This window comes from Streptomyces sp. NBC_00271 (assembly GCF_036178845.1).
Classification (GTDB): domain Bacteria; phylum Actinomycetota; class Actinomycetes; order Streptomycetales; family Streptomycetaceae; genus Streptomyces.
The window spans coordinates 682,375-702,452 of record NZ_CP108070.1; the positions used below are offsets into that span (position 1 = coordinate 682,375).

Genomic DNA, 20,078 nt, shown 5'->3' on the forward strand with positions numbered 1-20,078 from the left:
GCAACCCCGGCCGCACCGGGAAAACCTTCCTTGCCAGGCTCTGAGGACGGATCATGAAGGCCATCATCTACCGCCACAACGGCGGCCCCGACGTGCTTCAACTCGTGGACCGTGACCTACCCACGCCCGGCCCCGGCGAGGTTCGCGTCCGGGTTGCCGTGTCCGGGGTCAACCCGACCGACTGGCAGGCGCGCTCCGGCGCCGGCCACCCCAAGCACTTCCTGGAGGTCACCCCGCACCTCGACGGCGCCGGCACGATCGACGCCGTCGGTGAGGGGATCGACCAGAGCCGGGTCGGTCAGCGGGTCTGGGTGTTCATGGCCGCTGCCGGGCGGCCCACCGGTACCGCCGCCGAGTTCACCGTCGTGCCCGCCGAGCGGGCCGTGCCGCTGCCCGACGAGGCCGGTTTCGACGTCGGCGCCTCACTCGGCGTCCCCGCGCTCACCGCGCACCGCGCGCTCACCGTCGCCGAGGACGGGCCGCGCCGTCTGCGGCCCGGGGCGCTCGGCGGCAGGGTGGTGCTCGCCGCGGGCGGGGCCGGGGCGGTCGGGCACGCGGTGATCCAGCTCGCCCGATGGGCCGGCGCCACCGTGATCAGCACGATCAGCGGCCCGGAGAAGGCCCGGCTGGCCACCGCCGCCGGGGCCCACCACGTGATCAACTATCGCGAGGGCGACCCGGCCGCCGAGATCCGCGAGCTCGCCCCGGACGGCGTCGACATCGTCGCCGAGGTGGCGCTGGGCGCGAACCTCGCACTGGACCTGGCCGTGCTGCGGACGCGCGGCACGATCTCGACCTACGCCAACGACGGTGGCAAGCCGGTCGAACTGGACGTGTTGCAGAACATGGTGCTGAACACACACTTCCAGTTCCTGGTGCTCTACACGGCCGGTCCGGAGGCGCGCGCCGCGGCCGCCGAGGACGTCGCCGCCGCAGTCCGGGACGGCGCCCTGCCTGTCGGTGAGGAGCACGGACTGCCGCTGGTCCGCTTTCCGCTCGAGCACACCGCCGACGCACACCGTGCGCTGGAGAGCGGCGCGGTCGGCAAGGTCCTGGTGGACGTCACATCGTGACGTCCAGTCGGCCGCCGTGCGAACAAGGCGCCGGTCGCCAGCGGCACGGCGCGGCCGCAGGTATGTCGTGGAGCGGACGTGGTCGCTCACTCCCCTGCCACCCTGCGCCGCGTATCGGCCGTGTCGCCGGCCGGCGGTGAGGGCGCTGGGCCGGTGAAAGCACGCAGGGCCAGCTCGATCCTGATCTCCTCGCTGTCCAGGACCGCCTGCGGCCGACACAGGACGATGTCGTCGATGATGCGCTGGTCACGCAGGCGGATCAGGGCACTGCGTTTGACGCCGATCAGGGCGCGGCGCAGTTCACCCGGTGCGCACGCCGGGCCCCGTGTCAGGCGGTCCTGCGTCCTCGGCGGCGTACTGGCGCAGTTCGCCGCGGATGGCGTCGGTGGTCTCCACGGCGGCGAGCCAGCCATGTCATGGCCAGCACGGTCGCGAGAATTGCCGTGATGACTTCCGGGCCCCGCATTCGGCGGCACCGCCTTCCCGATGGGTCAGGCACCCCCTTGCCTGGTCGTTCAGCCCTGGGCGAGTTCCGCCAGGGCGTCGAGACGGGTGGGCGTCCAGCCGAGCTCGCGGCGCGCCCGGGCGCCGCTGAACTGCTGGTCGAGGGCGAACGCCTCGGCGATCGGGCCCATCCGCCGTACGGCCTCCTCGACGGTCAGCGACTCGATCCGGTCCGGGCATCCGGCGGCGTGGCTGAGGGCCCGGGTGACATCCGACAGCGGAAGGTTTTCGCCGCCGACCCCGGCGTAGACGGAGCCGGCCGGGGCGTTCAGGGCCAGGACGTACAGCTCGGCGATGTCGTCGACGTGGACCAGCGCCCAGTGGTTGGAGCCGTCCCCGATGCAGGGCACGGCACCCGCGGTGCGCCCCGGCTCGACGAAGAACGACTGCGCCAGTCCGCCGGAGCGGCCGTAGACCAGCCCTGGCATCACCACCACCGGGTGCGCGCCGGTGGCGGCCCGGGCGAGCACACGCTTCTCGTTCTCCAGTCGCCAGGCGGTGATGCGCGGCGGGCTCAGCGGAGCGTCCTCGTCGACGACCCCGTCGGTGTCGCCGTACACCCACACCCCGCCCGTGTGCACATAGGGTCCGCTTCCCACGCCGTCCTGCAGTGCCTCAGCCGCCGCGCGGTCGACGTCCGCGGTGCCCTCGGCGTAGTCCACCCCGAGGTGGATGACCCCGTCGGCCCTGCGGGCAGCCTCATGGAGGACATCGATGTCGCTGAGCGCCCCCGCGACCGGGGTGGCACCGAGGTCCGACACGGCGCGCGCCGCGTGCTCGCTCCGCGCCAGCGCCGTCACGCCGATGCCGTGCCGGGTCAGTGCCTGAATGGTGGAGCGGCCGATGTAGCCGGAGCCGCCTGTGATGAAGATCTGCATCGCTCTCACGGTCCTTGTGGTCGGCGGCGGGGGATTCCGCCGCTCCTCCACCCTGTCTCCGTGCCGCGGCCGACGTCCAAGACCTCTTCCGTCAGCGGCGATACCCCCAGGGCATCAGCGCTGGACAGTGGAAGGACGAGGAAGTCTCCGGACGTCACGACGTGTTCCAGCTTCTCCCCCGACACCGGCGACCGAGGGCCACGGCTCGGCCCCTCGCCACCCCCGCCCCCCGCCCTCCCGCCCTCCCGCCCTCCGCCCAGGGAGGTCACGCCACTCGGGGACGGCGCCGTGGTCCTGGCGGAGAGAACCGGCGAAGCCCCGCATCGGCTTTGGGGCATCCTGTTCCGCCTGGCGGATCCACTCCAGCAGCCGGGTCGCCGCGCCGGCGACGGACGAGATCGGCAGCGACATCCAGTGAGCCGGGGGCGAGCTGCTGCTGCCGCTGCTCACCATGACCCCGCCATGCGCTCGATCGCCACCATGGCGGCGTCGTCGTCCAGATGTCCGCCGGCATGGTGCAACAGGTCCGCGCACAGGTGGGCCAGGAGGACGTCGGGACCCTTGCCAAACTTGCCGACCACCCGTTCCTCAAGCGGGTAGAACGTGCCGTTCCGGTCGCGGGCCTCGATGACGCCGTCCGTGTAGAGAAGGACGATGTCGCCGGGCTCGAAGGCAAACGTCTCCGGGAAGAGTTGGGATTCCACGAATTCGGTGAGCCCCAGAGGAGGTGCCGGGTGGCGCACCTCGAGCAGGCCGACCTGGTCGCCGCGCAGCAGCAGGGGCGGTGGGTGCCCGCAGTTGATCATGTGAAGGGCCGACTCGTGGTCCGGAACGTCCAGCACGGCGGCGGTGATGAATGCCTCGCCACGATCCTCGGCCTCGCCTTCGGGGGCCGCGGGGTCGTCCAGGTCCGAGGAGACGGTTCCCTCCAGGAAGGCGACCAGCACGGACAGGTCGGCCTGCCTGTGGGCCGCGGCCCGGAACGCGCCGAGAAGGAGGGCGGCATCCCCGACCGCCTCGAGGCCCTTGCCCCTGACATCGCCGATGACGATCCGGGTCCCTTTGGCCGTGCGGGCGGCGGCATACAGGTCGCCGCCGATCTGTGCCTCGGTCTCCGCGGCCAGGTAGACGGAGGCGATGCGCAACGGGCCGATCCGGTGGGGAATCGGCTTGAGCACCACTTCTTGTGCGGCCATCGCCACCGAGCGCAGCTGGCTCAGTTCCCTTTCATGGCGTCCTCGCAGGTGGGCGAAGAAGGTCACGAGCGCTGACATCAGGATCAAGACGATGAGCTGGAAGATGTGGTTCAGATCAATGAGGCTGGTGCGCAGCACCGCGACCACACTCTGGGCCAGGACGGCGAGCGCGCCGACCAGGCCGGTCTCCCAGGGCCCGGCGAACGACGCGGTGAGAGCGGGTGCGGCGACCAGGAAGGGCCCGAGGTGGACGCTGGGTGGAGCGAGTATGTCGACCACCGTGACAGCCGCGATCAACGCGATCGGTACCGCCAGCAGGGCACGACGTGGCTCCCCTGACAAGCCGTGTTCTTTACCGAGTCGCCGAGAAGCCATATGTCCTGGATACACCGCATCGCGCCCCGGCGCCCGCGCCGACAGGCGGCACTCCCACCGCGCCTACGGCACCCCACTACCGGGCGCGCCGATCACCAGGTCTGCCCGTGCCTCCGAAGGCGCTCTTGCCCTGGTCGGCACGGCCCGGACGCTGAACGAGCGGGCGGACTCCGGCGCAACGCTCGCCGGAATTCCCCACTCGCTTGATCCCCTCCCCACGCCGCAGACAGGCGCGGTTGTCGCGGCGCGGACACGATCCTGGCGGCGGCGCGGTCGGCCGGGTCCGCGCCGCTGGATCCGCAAGCTGCCGGGTGCTCTGGGCGAGGTCTTCCGGGGCAGCGGGCGGGCCCGGTCATCGGACGGCGGAGCGGAGATGGATCTTGCGTCCACCCCCCGCGGCCCGGGTGCCCGCACTCGCCCTGCCACGCATCGGGGCGATGAGGTCCTGGGCCGCTCGCATTCGTCATTACCCCGGCCAGCGAGGTGACACCCCTTACATGATCGACGGCCTCCGCGTTCACCTCTGCGGGCCACCTTCCGGACCCTGATCGACTCCTGCGAGGACATCGAGGTGGTCGCGGAGGCCACCGCCGGCCTCGCCGCGACCGATGCCCTCTGCGCCAACGCCAGGTCTTCAGGGCACCCGGGTCCTCATCCTCACCACGTTCCAGACCGACGAGCACGTCGCTCGGACGCTCCCCCGCGGCGACGCGCTCCCTCATCACGCGCACTTCGACAAGAGCGACTACAAGGAACGTCACGCAGGGCAGTGGCCACGAGGTGCGGCAAACTCGCCGTCCGCCATGAAACCACAGACACCATCACCGGCCTCAACGAGTGGCTCTGGCGACGTTGAACGCGAGTACCGCAACGTGGTCGGATACGCCCGTCGTACGCGCGAACCTGTCGCCCCGGGAGATCCGTCGTGCCCTACTACCTGCTCACCGTGGAGAGCTCACATCGCACCGGTTTCGGCCTCCAGGTCAAACCCACCGTGCGGATCAAGGAGTTGGCGTCACGGGTGAAGGACCTGGACGTACCAATGCCGGGCGACAAGCTTCTGCTTCTCTTCCCGGGCGAAGGGACATGGCAGGCACCGCTGGCCGGGTTCGGCATCGAGGCATGGAGCCGGGGCGGCGTTTACTACAGCCGCAGCAGCCCGTCGGACCCGGAATTCACCCTCACCATAGGCGGCAACCGCGAGCCCGCAGATCTCCCCGTGGGTACGGAGATCTGGCTTGACGACGCAGCCCCTACGGGGGGCCACCACACGAAAGGCTGGCGGCAGATCATCGAGGCCATCACATCGGCGCCGTGGTGGCAGGCAGACCCGGACACCATCGACCCGCCCGTCCCGGACCGCTGAGGCCTCGTCGCCTCGCTTGTACCCGCGATGCCCGGACAACCAAGTGAGCGCCCGGCCCGGTGACGTCGCCTCCCTGCCTGGCCTTGATCAGCACCGACAGTGGTTTCTGCCCTGTTCGGCGGCGAGGTGGGTCTTGGCGGTCAACTCGCCTCGTGACAGACGTCATTGACAAGCCGAATCCGCCAAGGTTGTCATGACCACATGCTGCGATGCCTTGGGACCCGCTCCACTCGCCGAGCCGACGGCTCCGCCCTCGGCGCCGGTCGTAGCCCGTCACCGGGCGCAGCGTGCGCGACGACCGGGAGTGCCACCTCCAGGGTAAAGGGCGGGCGACTGCCATGGGAGTACGGTCATTGAGCGGGCGCCGCGAGCTGCTCGACACCGCCCGGACCGAGTTGACGGCCTGTCCCGGAGTGTTCTTCCACGGTCCCGCGGGGATCGGCAAGTCCGTGCTCGTGGCCGCGCTGTTGGCGTCCTTGGCCGCGCACGACGGGTCGGCCGGCACGGTGCTGCGCTGCTCGCCCGCGGAGGAGGACACCCGGCTCCCGTTCGTCGGACTCATCGACCTGTTCGCGCGCGTGCCGGAGAGTTGCCTGGAGGCCCTGGCGCCCGCGCCCCGGGCAGCTCTGCGGGCGGCCCTGCTGCGCGGCCGGGAACCACTCGACGACCAGAGCCGTCTCGCGGTGCGCGTCGCCGTCCTCGACGTGCTGCGAAACCTCGCCGCCACCGGCCCCGTTCTGCTGGTCATCGACGACCTTCAGTGGCTCGACGGGCCCAGCGCCGAGGTGCTCGCCTTCGCCGTACGCCGCGTCGAGGGCCTCGACCTACGCGTGGTGGCCGCCGAGCGGGTGGCCGAGGGCGAGCAGCCCGAACGGCTGCGTTGCTGCCCGCCGGGCACCGTCGAACTTGCCGTGCCCCCGCTGACGGACGGCGAGGTGGCACACCTCGTGCGCACCGGCATCGGTGCCGACCTGCCACCGGCGGTGCTGCGGGCCATCCAGGACGCCGCTGCCGGGAACCCTTGGTACGCACTGGAGTTGGGGCGGGCGGCCACGCGCGAGCGAGGGCCCGCCGGCGTCGGCCGGACGCTGCCCGTACCTCGCAGGCTTCGTACCCTCCTGCTGAACCAGGCGCGTACGCTGCCGGAAACAGCGCGGCGCACCCTCCTCGTCACGAGCGCCGCCGCCCGCCCCAGCCTCACTCTGCTGCGTGCCGCCGGGCTCCTTGACCCCGCCGCGGACCTCGCGGAGGCCGAACGACTCGGTGTCGCGACGGCCGACGCCGACGGAACCATACGTTTCCGCCATCCGCTGATCCGGGCCGCTGTCTATGCCGACGCCCCGGAGTACAGCCGCCGGCAGGCACACGCCCTGCTGGCTCGTTCGGTCACCGAGCCCGTGGAGCAGGCCCGCCACCTCGCTCTCGCCCACCCGCACGAGGACGAGACCACCGCCCGCACGCTGATGTCCGCGGCCGAGTCCGCCCGCCGCCACGGCGCACCCGACGCCGCCTTCGAACTGGCTGAACTCGCTGTCCGACGCACCCCAGGCGACCGCTCCGCGGATCGCGCCGACCGGCTGCTGGCCGCGGCCGAGTACGCATGCGACGCCGGGCAGCTGGAGGAGGCGGGCCAGGCGGCCGAGACCGTCCTCGCCGAGTCGGGCTCCGCTCGGCAGCGGGTGCGGGCCCGGCTGATCCTGCTGCGCAACGCCGGGCAGGCGCTGGAGGGCGCCCATGACCTGATCGAGGAGGGCCTCAGGGACGCCGACGGCGACCCGGAGGCCGAGGCATGGCTGCACCACTGGGCGGCGGTACGCGGCCTGCTGTGCGGGGAGTTGGAGGAGGCCGCCCGGCATGCACGGCGCGCTGCCCGGCATGCGGCCCGGGCGGGCGACATCGGCACCCGGATCGGGGCGCTCGCCACCCTCGCCCGGGTGCGGTCCCTGGCCGGGGAACCGGTCGCCGCCGACGCCGCGCTCGAGGAGGCACTCACTCTGGTCGGCGGCGCCGACGCCGGCCCGGAGAGCTGGGGACTGATCCGGATGCGGGCGATCCTCGCCCTGGACTCCGACAAGGTGACCGAGGCCCGGGACCAGGTCGCCGGACTCCTCGCGGAAATCGGCGAGTTCGCCGGGGTCGAGGAGGTCTTGGCGACCCTGGTGTCGCTGACGCGTATTCAGGTGCGCTCCGGGGACTGCCGGGAGGCGCTGCGCACCGCAGCCCGCTGCTCGCGTGCCATGGCCGAGACGGGCGTACAAGCGGCTCCGGCGCTGTATGCGGCGGCGCTCGCGGCGACCGCGGGCGGCACCGCCGACGAGGCCCGGCACCTCGCCGAGCAGGCGGTACGGGCCTCGGAGGTGGACGGCGACCGGTTGTTCCTGCTGCGCGCGCTGGCGGTGCTCGGGCAGGCCGAGCTGCTCGTCGGTGACCCACGGGGGGCTGCGGCCGCGGTCGAGGCGCTGCAACGCGTCAAGGAACTCGGCGAAGCCATGTCCGCCGCCGACCCGCCCGTGCTGCACTGGTACAGCGACTTGGCCGAGGCGCTGGTCGTCCTGGGTGAGACGGACGCGGCCGGGGCCGTGCTCCACGAGGCCCGCACGCGTGCGTCCGGCGATACGCCCGGGAGCGTATTGGCAGCTCTGGAGCGGGCGGAGGGGCTGCGTGAGGCGGGGCTCGGCCGGGCGAAGGAGGGGGCGGTACGACTGCATGCGGCCGTGGACCGCCTGCGTCAACTTCCGTTGCCCGTGGAGCTGGTACGCACCCTGATCGCGCTCGGCGCGGTCGAGCGCCGCGCCCGCCACAGGAACGCGGCGCGAGCGGCCCTCGGCGAGGCCCTGGAGACCGCGACGCTGATCGGCGCCGCTCCGCTGGCGGCGCGGGCCAGGGACGAACTGGCGCGGCTGGAAGCCGGGGAGCGGAGCGGTGAGGCAGGCGTGGGCGGGCCCGAACTCACCCCCACGGAAGCCAGGATCGCCGGACTGGTCGGCGGCGGGGCCACCAACCGGGAAGTCGCCGCGGAGCTGTTCATCAGCGTCAAGACGGTGGAAGGTGCCCTGTCGCGGGTCTACCGCAAGGTCGGGGTCCGCTCGCGCACCGCGCTGGCCCATGCCATGGCGGTCGCCGTCATCGCGTCCGGGGCTGCCGTGGATTCCGGCGACGACGACCAAGCCAGGCCCCCGGCCCAGGCGGTGATGACAAGTCAGCCCGGCCGCGTCCGGATTCCCCGTGCGCGCGGCACAGGTCGTTGACGTGACATCCGCAGTTCACGTGACATCCGCAGTTAACACGTAACGCAAGGGTTCCCCCGCTTATGCGGGTGGGGCTGATGTTCCTACGGTGAAGCCGTTCCGCTTCCGGGACACCACCCCCACTCTCCGGAGGACTTCAGTGAAGTCACGCCTGAAACTGCTCGGCCTGGTCGCCGTGCCGGCCCTGCTCGCCGCCGCCGTCCCCACCGCCTACGCCGCCGGCACCCCTCAGCCGCACTCAACCCGCGCGGCCATCACCGGAGATGTCCTGAAGGGCCTGAACCAGAACGCGACCCACACCGGCAACGTCGCCGCCGGGAAGCGGATATCGGTGGCGATCAGCCTGGCTCCCAGAAACGACAAGGCGCTCGACACCTTCGTCGCCAAGGTCAGCAACCCGCGGTCGAGTTCCTACGGGCATTACTTGACGAAGCGTCAGTTCGCGGCCCGCTTCGGGCGGACCGATGCCGAGATCAAGCAGCTCAAGGACTACCTGCGCGCGCAGGGGCTCACCGTCGGCACCGTCCACTCGGGGAACCTGCTGGTCGACGCCAGCGGCACCGCCGCCCAGCTGGAGAAGGCCTTCGGCACCAAGCTGTCGACCTGGAAGGACGCCGCGACGGGCCGTGCGTTCTACGCCAACGACACCGCGCCGACCCTGCCGTCCGCCATCGCCTCCCTCGTCAGCGACGTGGCCGGTCTCAACAACCGCGCCCAGCTGCACCACCAGGCGCCCTCCACCGTCACCCCGCACAACGGCCCGGGCGGCGGCTACACCCCGGCTCAGCTCAAGGGCGGCTACAACGTCTCCGGTACGTACACCGGCAGCGGCCAGAAGATCGCGCTGCTGGAGTTCGACGGCTTCCAGCAGTCGAACATCACCAAGTACGACACCAACTACAGCCTGGGCTCGCCCACTCCGACCGTGCAGAAGGTGGACGGCGGTTCCGGGTCGCTCGGCGACGGCCAGGTCGAGGTCGAGCTGGACATCGAGGTCCTGCACGCGATCGCCCCCAAGGCGAACGTCACCGTCTTCGAGGGTCCCAACTCCGACGCCGGTGAGGTCGACACCTACCAGGCCATCGTCGACAGCGGCATTCCGACCACGTCGATCAGCTGGGGCGCCGCCGAGAGCGCGCGCACCACCTCCAACATCAACGCCGTGGACGCCGTCTTCAAGGCGGGCGCCGCCGAGGGCCTCGGCTTCTACGCGGCCTCAGGGGACGACGGCTCCGACGACGCGGGCGACGGCGGCACCTCCGTCGACTACCCGGCCAGCGACCCGTACGTCACCGGTGTCGGCGGCACCAGGCTGACCGTCACCTCGTCCAACGCCTGGAGCAAGGAGGTGGCCTGGTCCGGGGGCGGCGGCGGCAAGTCCTCCGTCTTCAAGATCCCCAGCTGGCAGACCGCGGTGCAGAAGAGCGCCGGCGGCGGCTACCGCCAGGTACCGGACGTCTCGGCCCACGCCAACCCCAGCCCCGGCGTCTCGATCTACTCCCAGGGCAGCTGGAGCTCGGTCGGCGGCACCAGCGCCGCCGCGCCCGAGTGGGCGGCGTTCGCCGCGCTGTACAACCAGCAGGCCGCGGCCGCCGGCAAGGCCAACCTCGGCTTCGCCAACCCCGCCCTCTACACGGCGAGCGGCACCGGCTTCCACGACATCACCAGCGGCAGCAACGGCGACTACTCCGCCGCCACCGGCTGGGACTTCACCACCGGATGGGGCTCGTACAACGCCGCGACCCTGGCGAGCAAGCTGCTCGGCTGATCCCCAGCGGCTGTGAGTGCCAACCAATAGAGCGCGGGTCGGGATCACTCCCGGCCCGCGCTTCGGGTCTGTTCCCGTCCCCGCGTCCCGAATGCGTCGCACATGAGTCTGCTGGTGGGTTCGGCTCGCGGAGTGGACTGCTGGACCATCTCGCCACCAGCCGCCGCACCGATGCGAGCGGCAATCATGTGTGTCTGTCCGATGGCTTCCGGCCGGATCAGTGCACACGCGTGCAGGTGCGCCCGCCATGTGTCCCGGCGGGTGAGGGCGCACGGTCGCCCGTCAACTCCCCACGTCACGCTGGTGCTTCATGACCATCTGTGGTTACCTGGCTGTATGACCGTGCTCGTGACTCGCCGCCACGTCGACTACGTGCGTGTCACCACCACGGGTTGTTCCGCCGAGAGCTGACGCCCCGCTCCGGCACCTGATCACTTTCCCCCCTCTCCGCAACGTGCTGTCCGCTGCCCTGCCGGGCGCGCCGCACAGCCCTGCGGTGTCTTCACCAACCCCCGCGCGCCTCCGCACTTCGCACGCCGCACAAGGGAGAAACATGAGCCAGCCCATCGACTCCGTCACCGCGGGTCACACCCCTGAGGACGAGCACGTCGGCCCCGACACCTCGGCCTGGTCGTTCGAGACCAAGCAGATCCATGCCGGTGCCGTGCCGGACCCGACGACCGGGGCACGGGCGGTACCGATCTACCAGACCAGCTCGTTCGTCTTCCGCGACACCCAGCACGCCGCCGACCTGTTCGCGCTGGCCGAGCCCGGCAACATCTACACGCGCATCCACAACCCCACCCAGGACGTCTTCGAGCAGCGCGTCGCCGCGCTGGAAGGCGGAGTGGCCGCGGTGGCACTCGCCTCCGGTCAGGCCGCGGAAACGCTCGCCATCCTGACGCTGGCATCCGCCGGCGACCACCTCGTGTCCAGCACCTCCCTGTACGGCGGCACGTACAACCTCTTCCGCCACACCCTTCCCAAGTTCGGCATCGAGGTGTCGTTCGTCGACGACCCGGACGACCTCGAGGCGTGGCGTGCCGCGATCCGACCGAACACGAAGGCCCTGTTCGCCGAGACACTCGGCAATCCGCGCGGCAACGTACTCGACGTACGGGCGGTGGCGGACGTCGCGCACGAGGCGGGCGTTCCGCTGATCGTGGACAACACCGTGCCGACCCCGTTTCTGCTGCGGCCCATCGAGCACGGTGCCGACATCGTCGTCCACTCCGCGACGAAGTTCCTCGGCGGCCATGGCACCACCATCGCCGGCGTCGTGGTCGACGGCGGCACCTTCGACTTCGGCGCGCACGCCGAGCGCTTCCCCGACTTCAGCGAACCGGACCCCAGCTACCACGGGCTGCGGTACTGGCCCGCGCTCGGCCCGGGCGCCTTCGCGATCAAGCTGCGGGTGCAGCTGTTGCGCGACATCGGTCCGGCCATCTCGCCGCACTCCGCCTTCCTGCTCCTGCAGGGCGTCGAGACGCTCAGTCTGCGCATCGAGCGGCACTCGGCCAACGCCCAGGCGCTGGCCGAGTGGCTGGAGCAGCGCGACGAGGTCGCCGCCGTCCATTATCCGGGACTCGAATCCAACCGGTGGTACGCGGCGGGGCAACGCTACCTGCCGCGCGGCGCTGGGGCGGTGCTGGCCTTCGAGCTGCGGGACGGGGTCGAGGCCGGAAAGCGATTCGTGGACGCGGTCGAACTCTTCAGCCACCTCGCCAACATCGGGGACGTACGCAGCCTCATCATCCATCCGGCGTCCACCACCCACAGCCAGCTGGACGAGGCGCAGTTGGCGGCGACCGGCACCTCACCCGGACTGGTACGCCTGTCGGTCGGGATCGAGAACCTCGCCGACCTCAAGGCCGACCTGGAGGCCGGGTTCCGCGCGGCGAAGGGCGCGTCCTGAACAGCGTACCGACGCCGTCCACGGTTCCCCTTCCGCCGGCCTCCGGGGCCTGGCGGGAGGGGGACCCGCCCGGGCGCCGCCAGTGGCACTCCCGGGAGAAGCCTCTTGCGCTGGAGGCGGGCGGTGAACTGCCCGGCGTGCGGCTGGCGTTCGAGACCTGGGGACGGCTCGCACCGGACCGCTCCAACGCCGTACTGGTACTGCACGCGCTCACCGGCGACAGCCATGCCGCAGGACCCGCCGGACCCGGTCACCCCACCCCCGGCTGGTGGGACGCCCTCATCGGCGCCGGACAGGCCCTGGACACGGACCGGTGGTTCGTCGTCGCACCGAACGTGCTCGGTGGTTGCCAGGGCAGCACCGGGCCGTCCTCGCTCCGCCCCGACGGGCGGCGCTGGGGCGGGGACTTCCCGTTCCTGACCCAGCGCGACCAGGTCGCCGTGGAGGCCGACCTGACGGATGAACTGGGCATCGAGCGCTGGGCGTTGGTGGTCGGCGGCTCCATGGGCGGGATGCGCGCCCTGGAGTGGGCCGTGACATATCCGGAACGCACGGACGCGCTCCTGCTGCTCGCCACCACCGCGGCGGCGAGCGCCGAGCAGATCGCCTGGGCGAACATCCAGCTCCACGCGATCCGCGCCGACCCGCACTGGCGCGGCGGCGATTACCACGACGCCGGTCCCGGCCGCGGACCGCACACCGGACTCGGCCTGGCCCGTCGCCTCGCCCACGTGACCTACCGCAGCGAGCCGGAACTGACGGTCCGCTTCGGCCGGGCGCCCCAGGGCGCGGAGGACCCTTGGAACGGCGGCCGCTACCAGGTCGAGTCGTACCTCGACCACCACGCCGCCAAGTTGGTGCACCGTTTCGACGCGAGCAGCTACGTGACGCTGGCGGAGGCCATGAACAGCCACGACATCGGCCGTGACCGCGGTGACACGCGCGCCGCCCTGCGCCGGGTGACCGCGAGGACCCTCGTCGCCGGAGTCGACTCCGACCGCCTCTACCCGCCGTCCCAGCAGGCGGAGCTGGCCGCCGCGATCCCTGCCGCGGACCACCTCCGCCTGATCGAATCCCCCTACGGCCACGACGGATTCCTGATCGAGACGGAGCAGGTCGCCGCGCTCGTCCGTGAACTCGTCGGCTAGCCGCCCGACCGGAGAGGTGCTCGTGGGCCCCGGACTCAGGTGCCCGTCGTGAGCGGCCTGGACGGATCCTGGGACCATTCCTCCAGCGAACCGTCGTACAGGGCGATGTCCTCACGGCCCAGCAGCGTGAGGGCGAGCGCGATGCCGGCGGCGGAGATGCCGCCGCCGCAGTAGAGGATCACCGGCGACTCCTCGCCCGTGAGGACCGCACACACGCGTTCGGCGAGTTCGGCGGCAGGCAGGAACCGGCCCGTGCCGTCGAGGAGGCCGCGCCCAGGCAGGCTGAGACTGCCGGGGATGTGGCCGCGTCGGCTGTAACGGGTGAAGGCGGAGCCGTCGAAGCCGCCGGGCGGCAGCGCACACACCAGCGTGCCGGGACGCTCGCCGCGGCTGACGGCCCCCACCGTCTCCATGCCGGTCCACATGCCGGGACGGGGTACGGGGGTGAGGGGGCCGATGACCGGAGTGGCACTCGCCTCGCCACCACCCGTCTCCTCGCCACCCGTCTCGTCACCGCGGGCAATCGGATGTCCGCCCGTCTCCCATGCCTGCCATCCACCGTCCAGTACCGCCACCGGCACGGAGATCGACCGCAGCATCCACCACAGCCGGGCCGCCCAGATGCCACCGCCGCTGTCGTAGGCGACGACCTCCGAACCGTCGCGGACACCGAGCCGCTGCAATGCGGCGGCCAGCGCCTCCGGTGCCGGGACCGCGAAGTGGTACGGCGCCCCCTGGTCCGACAGTTCGCCCGTGAGGTCCGCGTGGCGAGAGCCGGGGATGTGGCGCTCGGCCCACTCGACGCGACCGCTGCCGGACCGGTATTCGCCGTCGTGGCGGGGTGACGGCAGCAGCGCGGTGGCATCGAGGACGATCAGCCGGGGGTCGCCGAGGCGGGCGGCGAGCCACACGTCGTCGACCAGCGGTCCGGGAAGCAGGGCTTCGGAGAGCAAGGGGTCGGGGCGCAGGGGGTCGGTCATGGCGGGGATGCTAACCCAGCGGTGCCCGCCGGGAGCGAGCCTGATCTGCGCGTTCTCGTTGGCTGGGCAAGATCGTCCCATATCGTGGAACTCGCTTGCACAGCATCGGCTGCCCGGGGTTATGGTTTCGGCCATCTACGCGGGAGCCCCTACCCGGTTGGGCTGAGAGGGCGTCTGGGAGCGGTGTCGGCATCTGTCGGCCCGGTCCCCATGGGAACGCCGACCGCATCACTTGAGCCTCAGTGCCCGCGTAGGAGTACCGCATGTCTTCAGCAGTCGAGCAGCAGTGTCCCCCGGCGTCCGCCGCGGCGGCCCGCTCCTGTTGTTGACCCGCCCGGTCTCCCCCCTCCCCTTTCTCCTTCCTTTTCGCACCAGGCAGCCAGGCCACGGGCCCGCACACCTGAGTGCGGTCCGCATTCTGCCGTCTGCCGTCCACGGAGCCGTCTGCCCATGTCGCACGTCCGAGTCATGCTCGACTACTTCCACCCCTGGCCGAATTCCGCCGGTTTGTACGTGGCCCGGGAGCGCGGCTGGTACCGCGAAGCGGGTCTGGACGTGGAACTCACCGTCCAGGATCCGGGACGCGGCGACACTCTGGAGTACCTGGCCCGGGGCGAGGTGGACTTCGGCCTCTTCCCGCCCAACCGGCTGCTCGCCCGCCGCGCCGCCCCCGGCCGGCGGCTGCTCGCCGTGGCCGCCGTCAACCACCGCGCCCTGGAGGCGATCCAGACCGCCCGCCCCACCGGCATCACCCGCCCCCGCGACCTGGCCGGACGCCGCCTCGCCTACAACCCCACCCCGCGTGGACGCGCCATGGTCCGGCACCTGGTCGCGGCCGACGGCGGCGATCCGGACGCCGTGATCACCGTCGACGCGGGCTACCGCGAGCTGACCGTGGACGACATAGCGGCCGGGGAGGCGGATGCCACCTTCGGCACCTACTGGTCCTGGGACGCCCTGCGCGGCGACCTTCCCGAAGAGCAGCGCCTGACCTGGCCGGTCGACGAGATCGGCGCCCCCCACTACCACAGCTACCTCCTCGGTACGAGCGAGAGCCTCGCCGACGCCCGCCCCGACCTGGTACGCGCCTTCCTGGCCGCCACCGCCCGTGGCTACGCCTCCGCGGCGGCCGACCAGGTAGGCGCCCGCGCCCTGTTGGAACGGGTGATCCCCTACTTCTCGCGCCCCCTGATCGCCCGTTCCCTCAGCCTGGTCGCCCCGACCTGGACCGACGCGAACGGAAACTGGGGTGTCATCGACGAGACCCGCATGGGCCCCTACGCCGACTGGCTCGCGCGGCACAAGGCCGTCCCGCACGCCCGCGACTGGCGGTCCTCGTACACGAACGACCTGCTGGCCACCGCCGCGGCAGGCGCCGAATGACCTGCCAGGCAAGGGAACTGACGAGACGTATGGCCATCGACCTCATGCGGGTCGACAGCGCGCTGTGTCGGGCGTGAAGAGCACTTCTCCACGCCCCCAGCACCGCCGCGCCCATCCGAGGAAACCCCATGAGATCCCGTACGACCGCCCTGTTCGCCGTGACCACCGCCGCCGTCCTCGCCGCGACGGGCTGTGCCGCGCAGGACTCCACGTCCGCCGCCGCGAAGAACGGCACCACCCAGGTCACCCTCGCCCTGGACTGGACGCCCAACACCAACCACACCGGCATCTACGTCGCCCAGCAGAAGGGCTGGTTCAAGGACGCCGGAATCGACCTGAAGATCGTGCCGTACGGCTCGACCGCGCCCGAGACCCTGATCGCCGGCCACAAGGCGGACTTCGGGATCTCGTACCAGGAGGGCGTCACCACGGCGCGCGCCGCGGGCCAGGACATCACCTCCGTGTACGCCGTGACGCAGAAGACGAACGTCACGGTCTCCGTGCGCGCCGACCGCGACGACATCACTTCCCCCAAGGACCTGGCCGGCAAGACGTACGCGGGCTTCGGCGCCCCGTATGAGAAGGCCCTGCTCCAGAAGGTCATCCAGGAGGACGGCGGGAAGGGCACGTTCAAGCAGATCACGCTCAACACCTCGGCCTACGCGGCCCTTTACGCGGGCAAGGCGGACTTCGCGATGCCCATGCCCACCTGGGAGGGCCTGGAGGCGAAACTCACGAGCAAGCCCCTCAAGGACTTCCAGCTCGCCGACTACGGCTTCCCGGCCATCTACTCGACCCTCATCGCCTCCTCCGGTCAGTACCTCAAGCAGAACCCCGAGGTCGCCAAGAAGTTCCTGACCGTGGTCGACAAGGGTTACGCCTACGCCGCCGACCACCCCGACCAGGCCGCCGATCTCCTCATCGCGGCCAACAAGAGCACGCTCACCAACACGGAACTGGTCAAGAAGAGCGAGGCGTTGCTCGCCAAGGAGTACTACCGCACCACCGACGGCACGCTCGGCACCCAGACGGCGAAGCGCTGGCAGGACTTCGCCGACTTCGAGTACAGGTCCGGCCTGCTGGTGGACAAGAACGGCAAGAAGCTCACCAAGGCGCCGGACGCCTCGACGTTCTTCACCGACGCCTACCTCCCGGACACCAAGTGAGGACGGCCCTGCGGGCGGTCTGGCCGCCACTGCTCGTCCTCGCCGTGCTGGTGACCGGCTGGCAGGCGTACGTGACTGCCGCCGGCGTCGACCCGACGGTGCTGCCCAGCCCCGGCCGCGTCCTGTCGCAGGGCTGGGCGAACCGTGGCGACCTGTGGGACCAGACGCTGCCCACCCTCCAGGAGACCCTGCTCGGCTTCGCGCTGTCCTTCACCGCCGCCTGGCTGGTTGCCGTGGTGCTGGACTTCTCGGCTGCGGCCCGCCGGGGGCTGTACCCGCTCCTGGTGGCCTCGCAGACCATCCCGATCGTGGCCGTCGCACCACTGCTGATCATCTGGTTCGGCTTCGGTCTGCTGCCGAAGATGCTGGTGGTGACCCTGACGACGTTCTTCCCGCTCGCGGCGAACCTGGCGGCGGGCTTCGCGGCCACCGACCGCGACGCGATGCGGCTGCTGCGCTCCCTGGGCACGGGCCGGATACGCGCCTTCCGGCTGGTCCGGGTGCCGAGCGCACTCCCCCACTTCTTCACCGGGCTGCGGGTGAGCATCACGTACGCCGTGGTGGGCGCGGTCTTCGCGGAGTACGCCGGCGCCGAGAAGGGCCTCGGGATCTATATGCAGGCGCAGAAGAGCGCGTTCCGCACAGACCTGGTGTTGGCGGCGGTCGCGGTGACCGCCGCGCTGAGCATCGCCCTGTTCGGGGCGACCTGTCTGCTGCAACGACTCGTCCTGCCGTGGGAGCAGGCGCTGGTGAAGGAGGGCCGGTCATGAGTCTCGAAGTGCGGGGCGCGACAAAGGCGTTCGGGTCGCTGGCAGTGCTGCGCGACCTCAACCTCAGCGTAGAACCGGGTGAGTTCGCGGCCGTCATCGGTCCGAGCGGCAGCGGCAAGAGCACACTGTTCAACCTGATCTCCGGTCTGGACAGGCCTACTTCGGGCGAGATCCTGGTCCAGGGAGCCCCTGCGTCCGCGGCCTCGGGCAAGGTCGCCTACATGCCCCAGAAGGATCTGCTGTTCCCGTGGCGCACGGTGCTCGACAACACGGCGCTGGGACTTGAGGCCCAGGGAGTGCGGAAGAAGGAGGCGCGGCGCAGGGCCGGGGAACTCTTCGAGGCCTTCGGACTCGACGGCTTCCAGTCCCGCTATCCCTTCCAGCTCAGCGGCGGCATGCGGCAGCGCGCTGCCCTGCTGCGCACCGTCGTTCTGGAGCGCCCCGTGCTGCTGCTCGACGAGCCGTTCGGCGCGCTCGACTCGCTCACCCGGACGGAGATGCAACTGTGGCTGGCCGACATGTGGCAGCGCTACCGCTGGACCGTCGTCCTGGTCACGCACGACATTCGTGAGGCCGTCCTGCTCGCCGACACCGTGCATGTCCTTTCGCCCCGCCCCGCCACGGTCGTGGAGCGCATCGAGGTGCCGCGTTCGGGCCCGCGCGGTCTCGACGCCCTCTCCGAGCCGGAGTTCGCGGCGACCGAGCGCCGGCTGCTGGACTCCCTCAGCGGCCGGGCGAGCCGGGTGAACGAGGTGACGGCCGGATGAGCGGGCTCCTGGCCCACGGCATGGGTACGGAACCGGTGGCCCCCGACTGGCCGCCGCTCACCGAGGCAGAGGTCGAGGCCGTCCTCGGTCCCGTACGTGTGCTGTGGCGCAGCCCGCGCCCGCTGTCGGCGGCCGCCCTGGTCGAGCGGGGCGGGCGGCGGCTCTTCGTGAAGCGGCACCACAGCGACGTACGCACCTTGGAAGGTCTCGCCGAGGAGCACTCCTTCCTGCGGTATCTGCGAGAGCGGGGTGCGCCGGTCGTGGAGGTGCTGGGGGCCGAGGCGCGCGGGGAGTGGGTGTACGAGGTCCATACGGCCGGAACGGGAACGGATCTCTACCGGGACGCGCTGTCGTGGTCGCCGTTCGTGTCCGTGGCCCATGCCCGGGCCGCCGGTGCCGCACTGGCCCAACTCCATCTGGCGGCGGAGGGGTTCGGCGCCCCGCGCCGGCGCCCGCAGCCCCTCGTCTCCTCCTTCAGCATCTTCGCGGCGGTCGACCCCGAGGCCGCGCTGGAGGCGTATGTGGCCGAGCGGCCGGCAGTGGTAGCGGCGTTGGCGGGCCGTCCCTGGCGGGAGGACCTGCGCGCGGTCCATCTTCCCTTCCACCGGAGTCTGCTGCCCCACCTCGGCCGCCTGGCACCGCTGTGGACGCACAACGACTGGCATGCCTCGAACCTGCTGTGGGACCCGGCGACCGGCACGGTCTCGACCGTCCTGGACTTCGGCCTGAGCGACCGCACGACCGCCGTCCACGACCTCGCGACCGCCATCGAGCGCAACACCGTCCAGTGGCTCGACCCGTCCCGCCCCGTCCGCCCGGACGACGTGGACGCGCTCCTCGACGGGTACACCTCGGTGCGCCCGCTGAGCCCCGCCGAGTCGGCCGCCCTGCCCGAGCTGCTGCCGCTCGTGCACGCGGAGTTCGCCCTGTCCGAGCTGGGCTACTTCCACAGCGTCACCGGATCGCGGGCCAACGCCGATCTGGCGTACCGATATCTGGTGGACCACACCCGGTGGTTCACCACCGACGACGGGCTCCGGCTCCTCGATCGAGTACGGCTGCGGACACGTCGTTCCTAGTACCGCACGGGCTGTGAGGGCGGTGCTCCTGCGGCCAGATACTCCTGGGCCTTCGTCACGTTCGAGGCCAGGTCTGCGGTCGAATCGAGCACGAGCCGGTGATCCGTCCAAGGCTCGTACTCGAACCGTCGCTGCTGAACCGCTTCCCAGGTCGGCTCCTCGAAACCCACGATGCCCCGCGACCGGTGCTCCAATCGCCGGCGATGCACCCGCCAGTCCGAACACACCACTTCGATGAACGCCACTGACACCCGGTGGCGGTCGGCCAGCGCCAGCACACCGTCGGCGACTGCCTCGGCAACGAGGTAGGCAGCCAGGCCCGTGCGCTGAGCGCGGTTCACGCCGGCCCGCCACATCACGAGACCGTGGGCGTACGGGATCACGGCAGAGCGTTCCCGGCGCTGTCACGTCTTGCGGGGCCCGCAGGTGCCGTCGGGGACGCCGTGTCCCGTCCACGCGCAC

At 71.3% G+C, this 20,078-nt stretch carries 15 protein-coding genes and 1 pseudogene; 12 read left to right on the forward strand and 4 right to left on the reverse strand.

Annotation, left to right across the window (positions count from 1 at the left end; genetic code table 11):
- The first annotated feature begins 53 nt into the window (after window positions 1-53).
- Window positions 54-1,073 carry an NADPH:quinone reductase gene (locus OG798_RS03610; protein ID WP_121417858.1) on the forward strand — a complete coding sequence of 340 codons (1,020 nt, stop codon included), beginning with the start codon at window positions 54-56 and terminating at the stop codon, window positions 1,071-1,073.
- Window positions 1,074-1,588: 515 nt separating this feature from the next.
- Here OG798_RS03610 and OG798_RS03615 read toward each other — a convergent pair.
- Together OG798_RS03615 and OG798_RS03620 are read right to left on the reverse strand one after the other, a co-directional pair.
- Window positions 1,589-2,455: an NAD-dependent epimerase/dehydratase family protein gene (locus tag OG798_RS03615; RefSeq protein ID WP_267060364.1), complete on the reverse strand. Its 867-nt coding sequence runs from the start codon at window positions 2,453-2,455 to the stop codon at window positions 1,589-1,591.
- 446 nt (window positions 2,456-2,901) lie between these two features.
- Window positions 2,902-4,026: a PP2C family protein-serine/threonine phosphatase gene (locus tag OG798_RS03620; protein WP_328756233.1), complete on the reverse strand. Its 1,125-nt coding sequence runs from the start codon at window positions 4,024-4,026 to the stop codon at window positions 2,902-2,904.
- A gap of 523 nt (window positions 4,027-4,549) precedes the next feature.
- Between OG798_RS03620 and OG798_RS03625 the strand changes: the two are divergent.
- From OG798_RS03625 to metX, 6 genes and pseudogenes are all read left to right on the forward strand, one after another.
- A pseudogene (locus OG798_RS03625) lies at window positions 4,550-4,733 on the forward strand (DNA-binding response regulator); the annotation flags it as partial.
- A 218-nt stretch (window positions 4,734-4,951) separates the two neighbouring features.
- The gene (locus OG798_RS03630; protein ID WP_097227126.1) at window positions 4,952-5,392 is read left to right on the forward strand and encodes a hypothetical protein; all 441 of its coding nucleotides are present in this window, start codon (window positions 4,952-4,954) and stop codon (window positions 5,390-5,392) included.
- A gap of 353 nt (window positions 5,393-5,745) precedes the next feature.
- A complete protein-coding gene (locus OG798_RS03635) occupies window positions 5,746-8,640 on the forward strand; it encodes an AAA family ATPase (RefSeq protein ID WP_328756234.1) in 2,895 nt (964 codons plus the stop codon).
- 139 nt (window positions 8,641-8,779) lie between these two features.
- On the forward strand, window positions 8,780-10,408 hold the full coding sequence (locus OG798_RS03640; RefSeq protein WP_328756235.1) for a S53 family peptidase: 1,629 nt from the start codon (window positions 8,780-8,782) through the stop codon (window positions 10,406-10,408).
- Between the two features lie 553 nt (window positions 10,409-10,961).
- Window positions 10,962-12,323: a bifunctional o-acetylhomoserine/o-acetylserine sulfhydrylase gene (locus OG798_RS03645; protein ID WP_328756236.1), complete on the forward strand. Its 1,362-nt coding sequence runs from the start codon at window positions 10,962-10,964 to the stop codon at window positions 12,321-12,323.
- Window positions 12,320-13,471: a homoserine O-acetyltransferase MetX gene (gene metX, locus OG798_RS03650; protein WP_328759977.1), complete on the forward strand. Its 1,152-nt coding sequence runs from the start codon at window positions 12,320-12,322 to the stop codon at window positions 13,469-13,471. Before OG798_RS03645 ends, metX begins: the two co-directional genes overlap by 4 nt.
- Window positions 13,472-13,506: 35 nt before the next feature.
- Here metX and OG798_RS03655 read toward each other — a convergent pair whose 3' ends face one another.
- Complete coding sequence (locus tag OG798_RS03655; protein ID WP_328756237.1) at window positions 13,507-14,451, reverse strand: sulfurtransferase; 945 nt, start codon at window positions 14,449-14,451, stop codon at window positions 13,507-13,509.
- Window positions 14,452-14,901: 450 nt separating this feature from the next.
- Between OG798_RS03655 and OG798_RS03660 the strand changes: the two genes are divergently transcribed.
- The 5 genes from OG798_RS03660 to OG798_RS03680 all read left to right on the forward strand — a co-directional run bounded on the left by OG798_RS03660 (window position 14,902) and on the right by OG798_RS03680 (window position 19,616).
- A complete protein-coding gene (locus OG798_RS03660; protein WP_328756238.1) occupies window positions 14,902-15,834 on the forward strand; it encodes an ABC transporter substrate-binding protein in 933 nt (310 codons plus the stop codon).
- A 128-nt stretch (window positions 15,835-15,962) separates the two neighbouring features.
- Window positions 15,963-17,000 carry an ABC transporter substrate-binding protein gene (locus tag OG798_RS03665; RefSeq protein ID WP_267060369.1) on the forward strand — a complete coding sequence of 346 codons (1,038 nt, stop codon included), beginning with the start codon at window positions 15,963-15,965 and terminating at the stop codon, window positions 16,998-17,000.
- Entirely contained in the window at window positions 16,997-17,770 is a 774-nt protein-coding gene (locus OG798_RS03670) for an ABC transporter permease (RefSeq protein ID WP_121417840.1), read from the forward strand. The genes OG798_RS03665 and OG798_RS03670 overlap by 4 nt, the downstream gene beginning before the upstream one ends.
- On the forward strand, window positions 17,767-18,537 hold the full coding sequence (locus OG798_RS03675; protein WP_267060370.1) for an ABC transporter ATP-binding protein: 771 nt from the start codon (window positions 17,767-17,769) through the stop codon (window positions 18,535-18,537). Before OG798_RS03670 ends, OG798_RS03675 begins: the two co-directional genes overlap by 4 nt.
- Complete coding sequence (locus OG798_RS03680) at window positions 18,534-19,616, forward strand: phosphotransferase enzyme family protein (RefSeq protein WP_267060371.1); 1,083 nt, start codon at window positions 18,534-18,536, stop codon at window positions 19,614-19,616. The genes OG798_RS03675 and OG798_RS03680 overlap by 4 nt, the downstream gene beginning before the upstream one ends.
- On the opposite strand, the gene OG798_RS03685 is transcribed toward OG798_RS03680, so the two are convergent.
- Window positions 19,613-19,972, reverse strand: coding sequence for a hypothetical protein (locus tag OG798_RS03685; RefSeq protein WP_328756240.1), 360 nt, complete (start codon window positions 19,970-19,972; stop codon window positions 19,613-19,615). The genes OG798_RS03680 and OG798_RS03685 overlap by 4 nt on opposite strands.
- Between the last annotated feature and the right edge of the window lie 106 nt (window positions 19,973-20,078).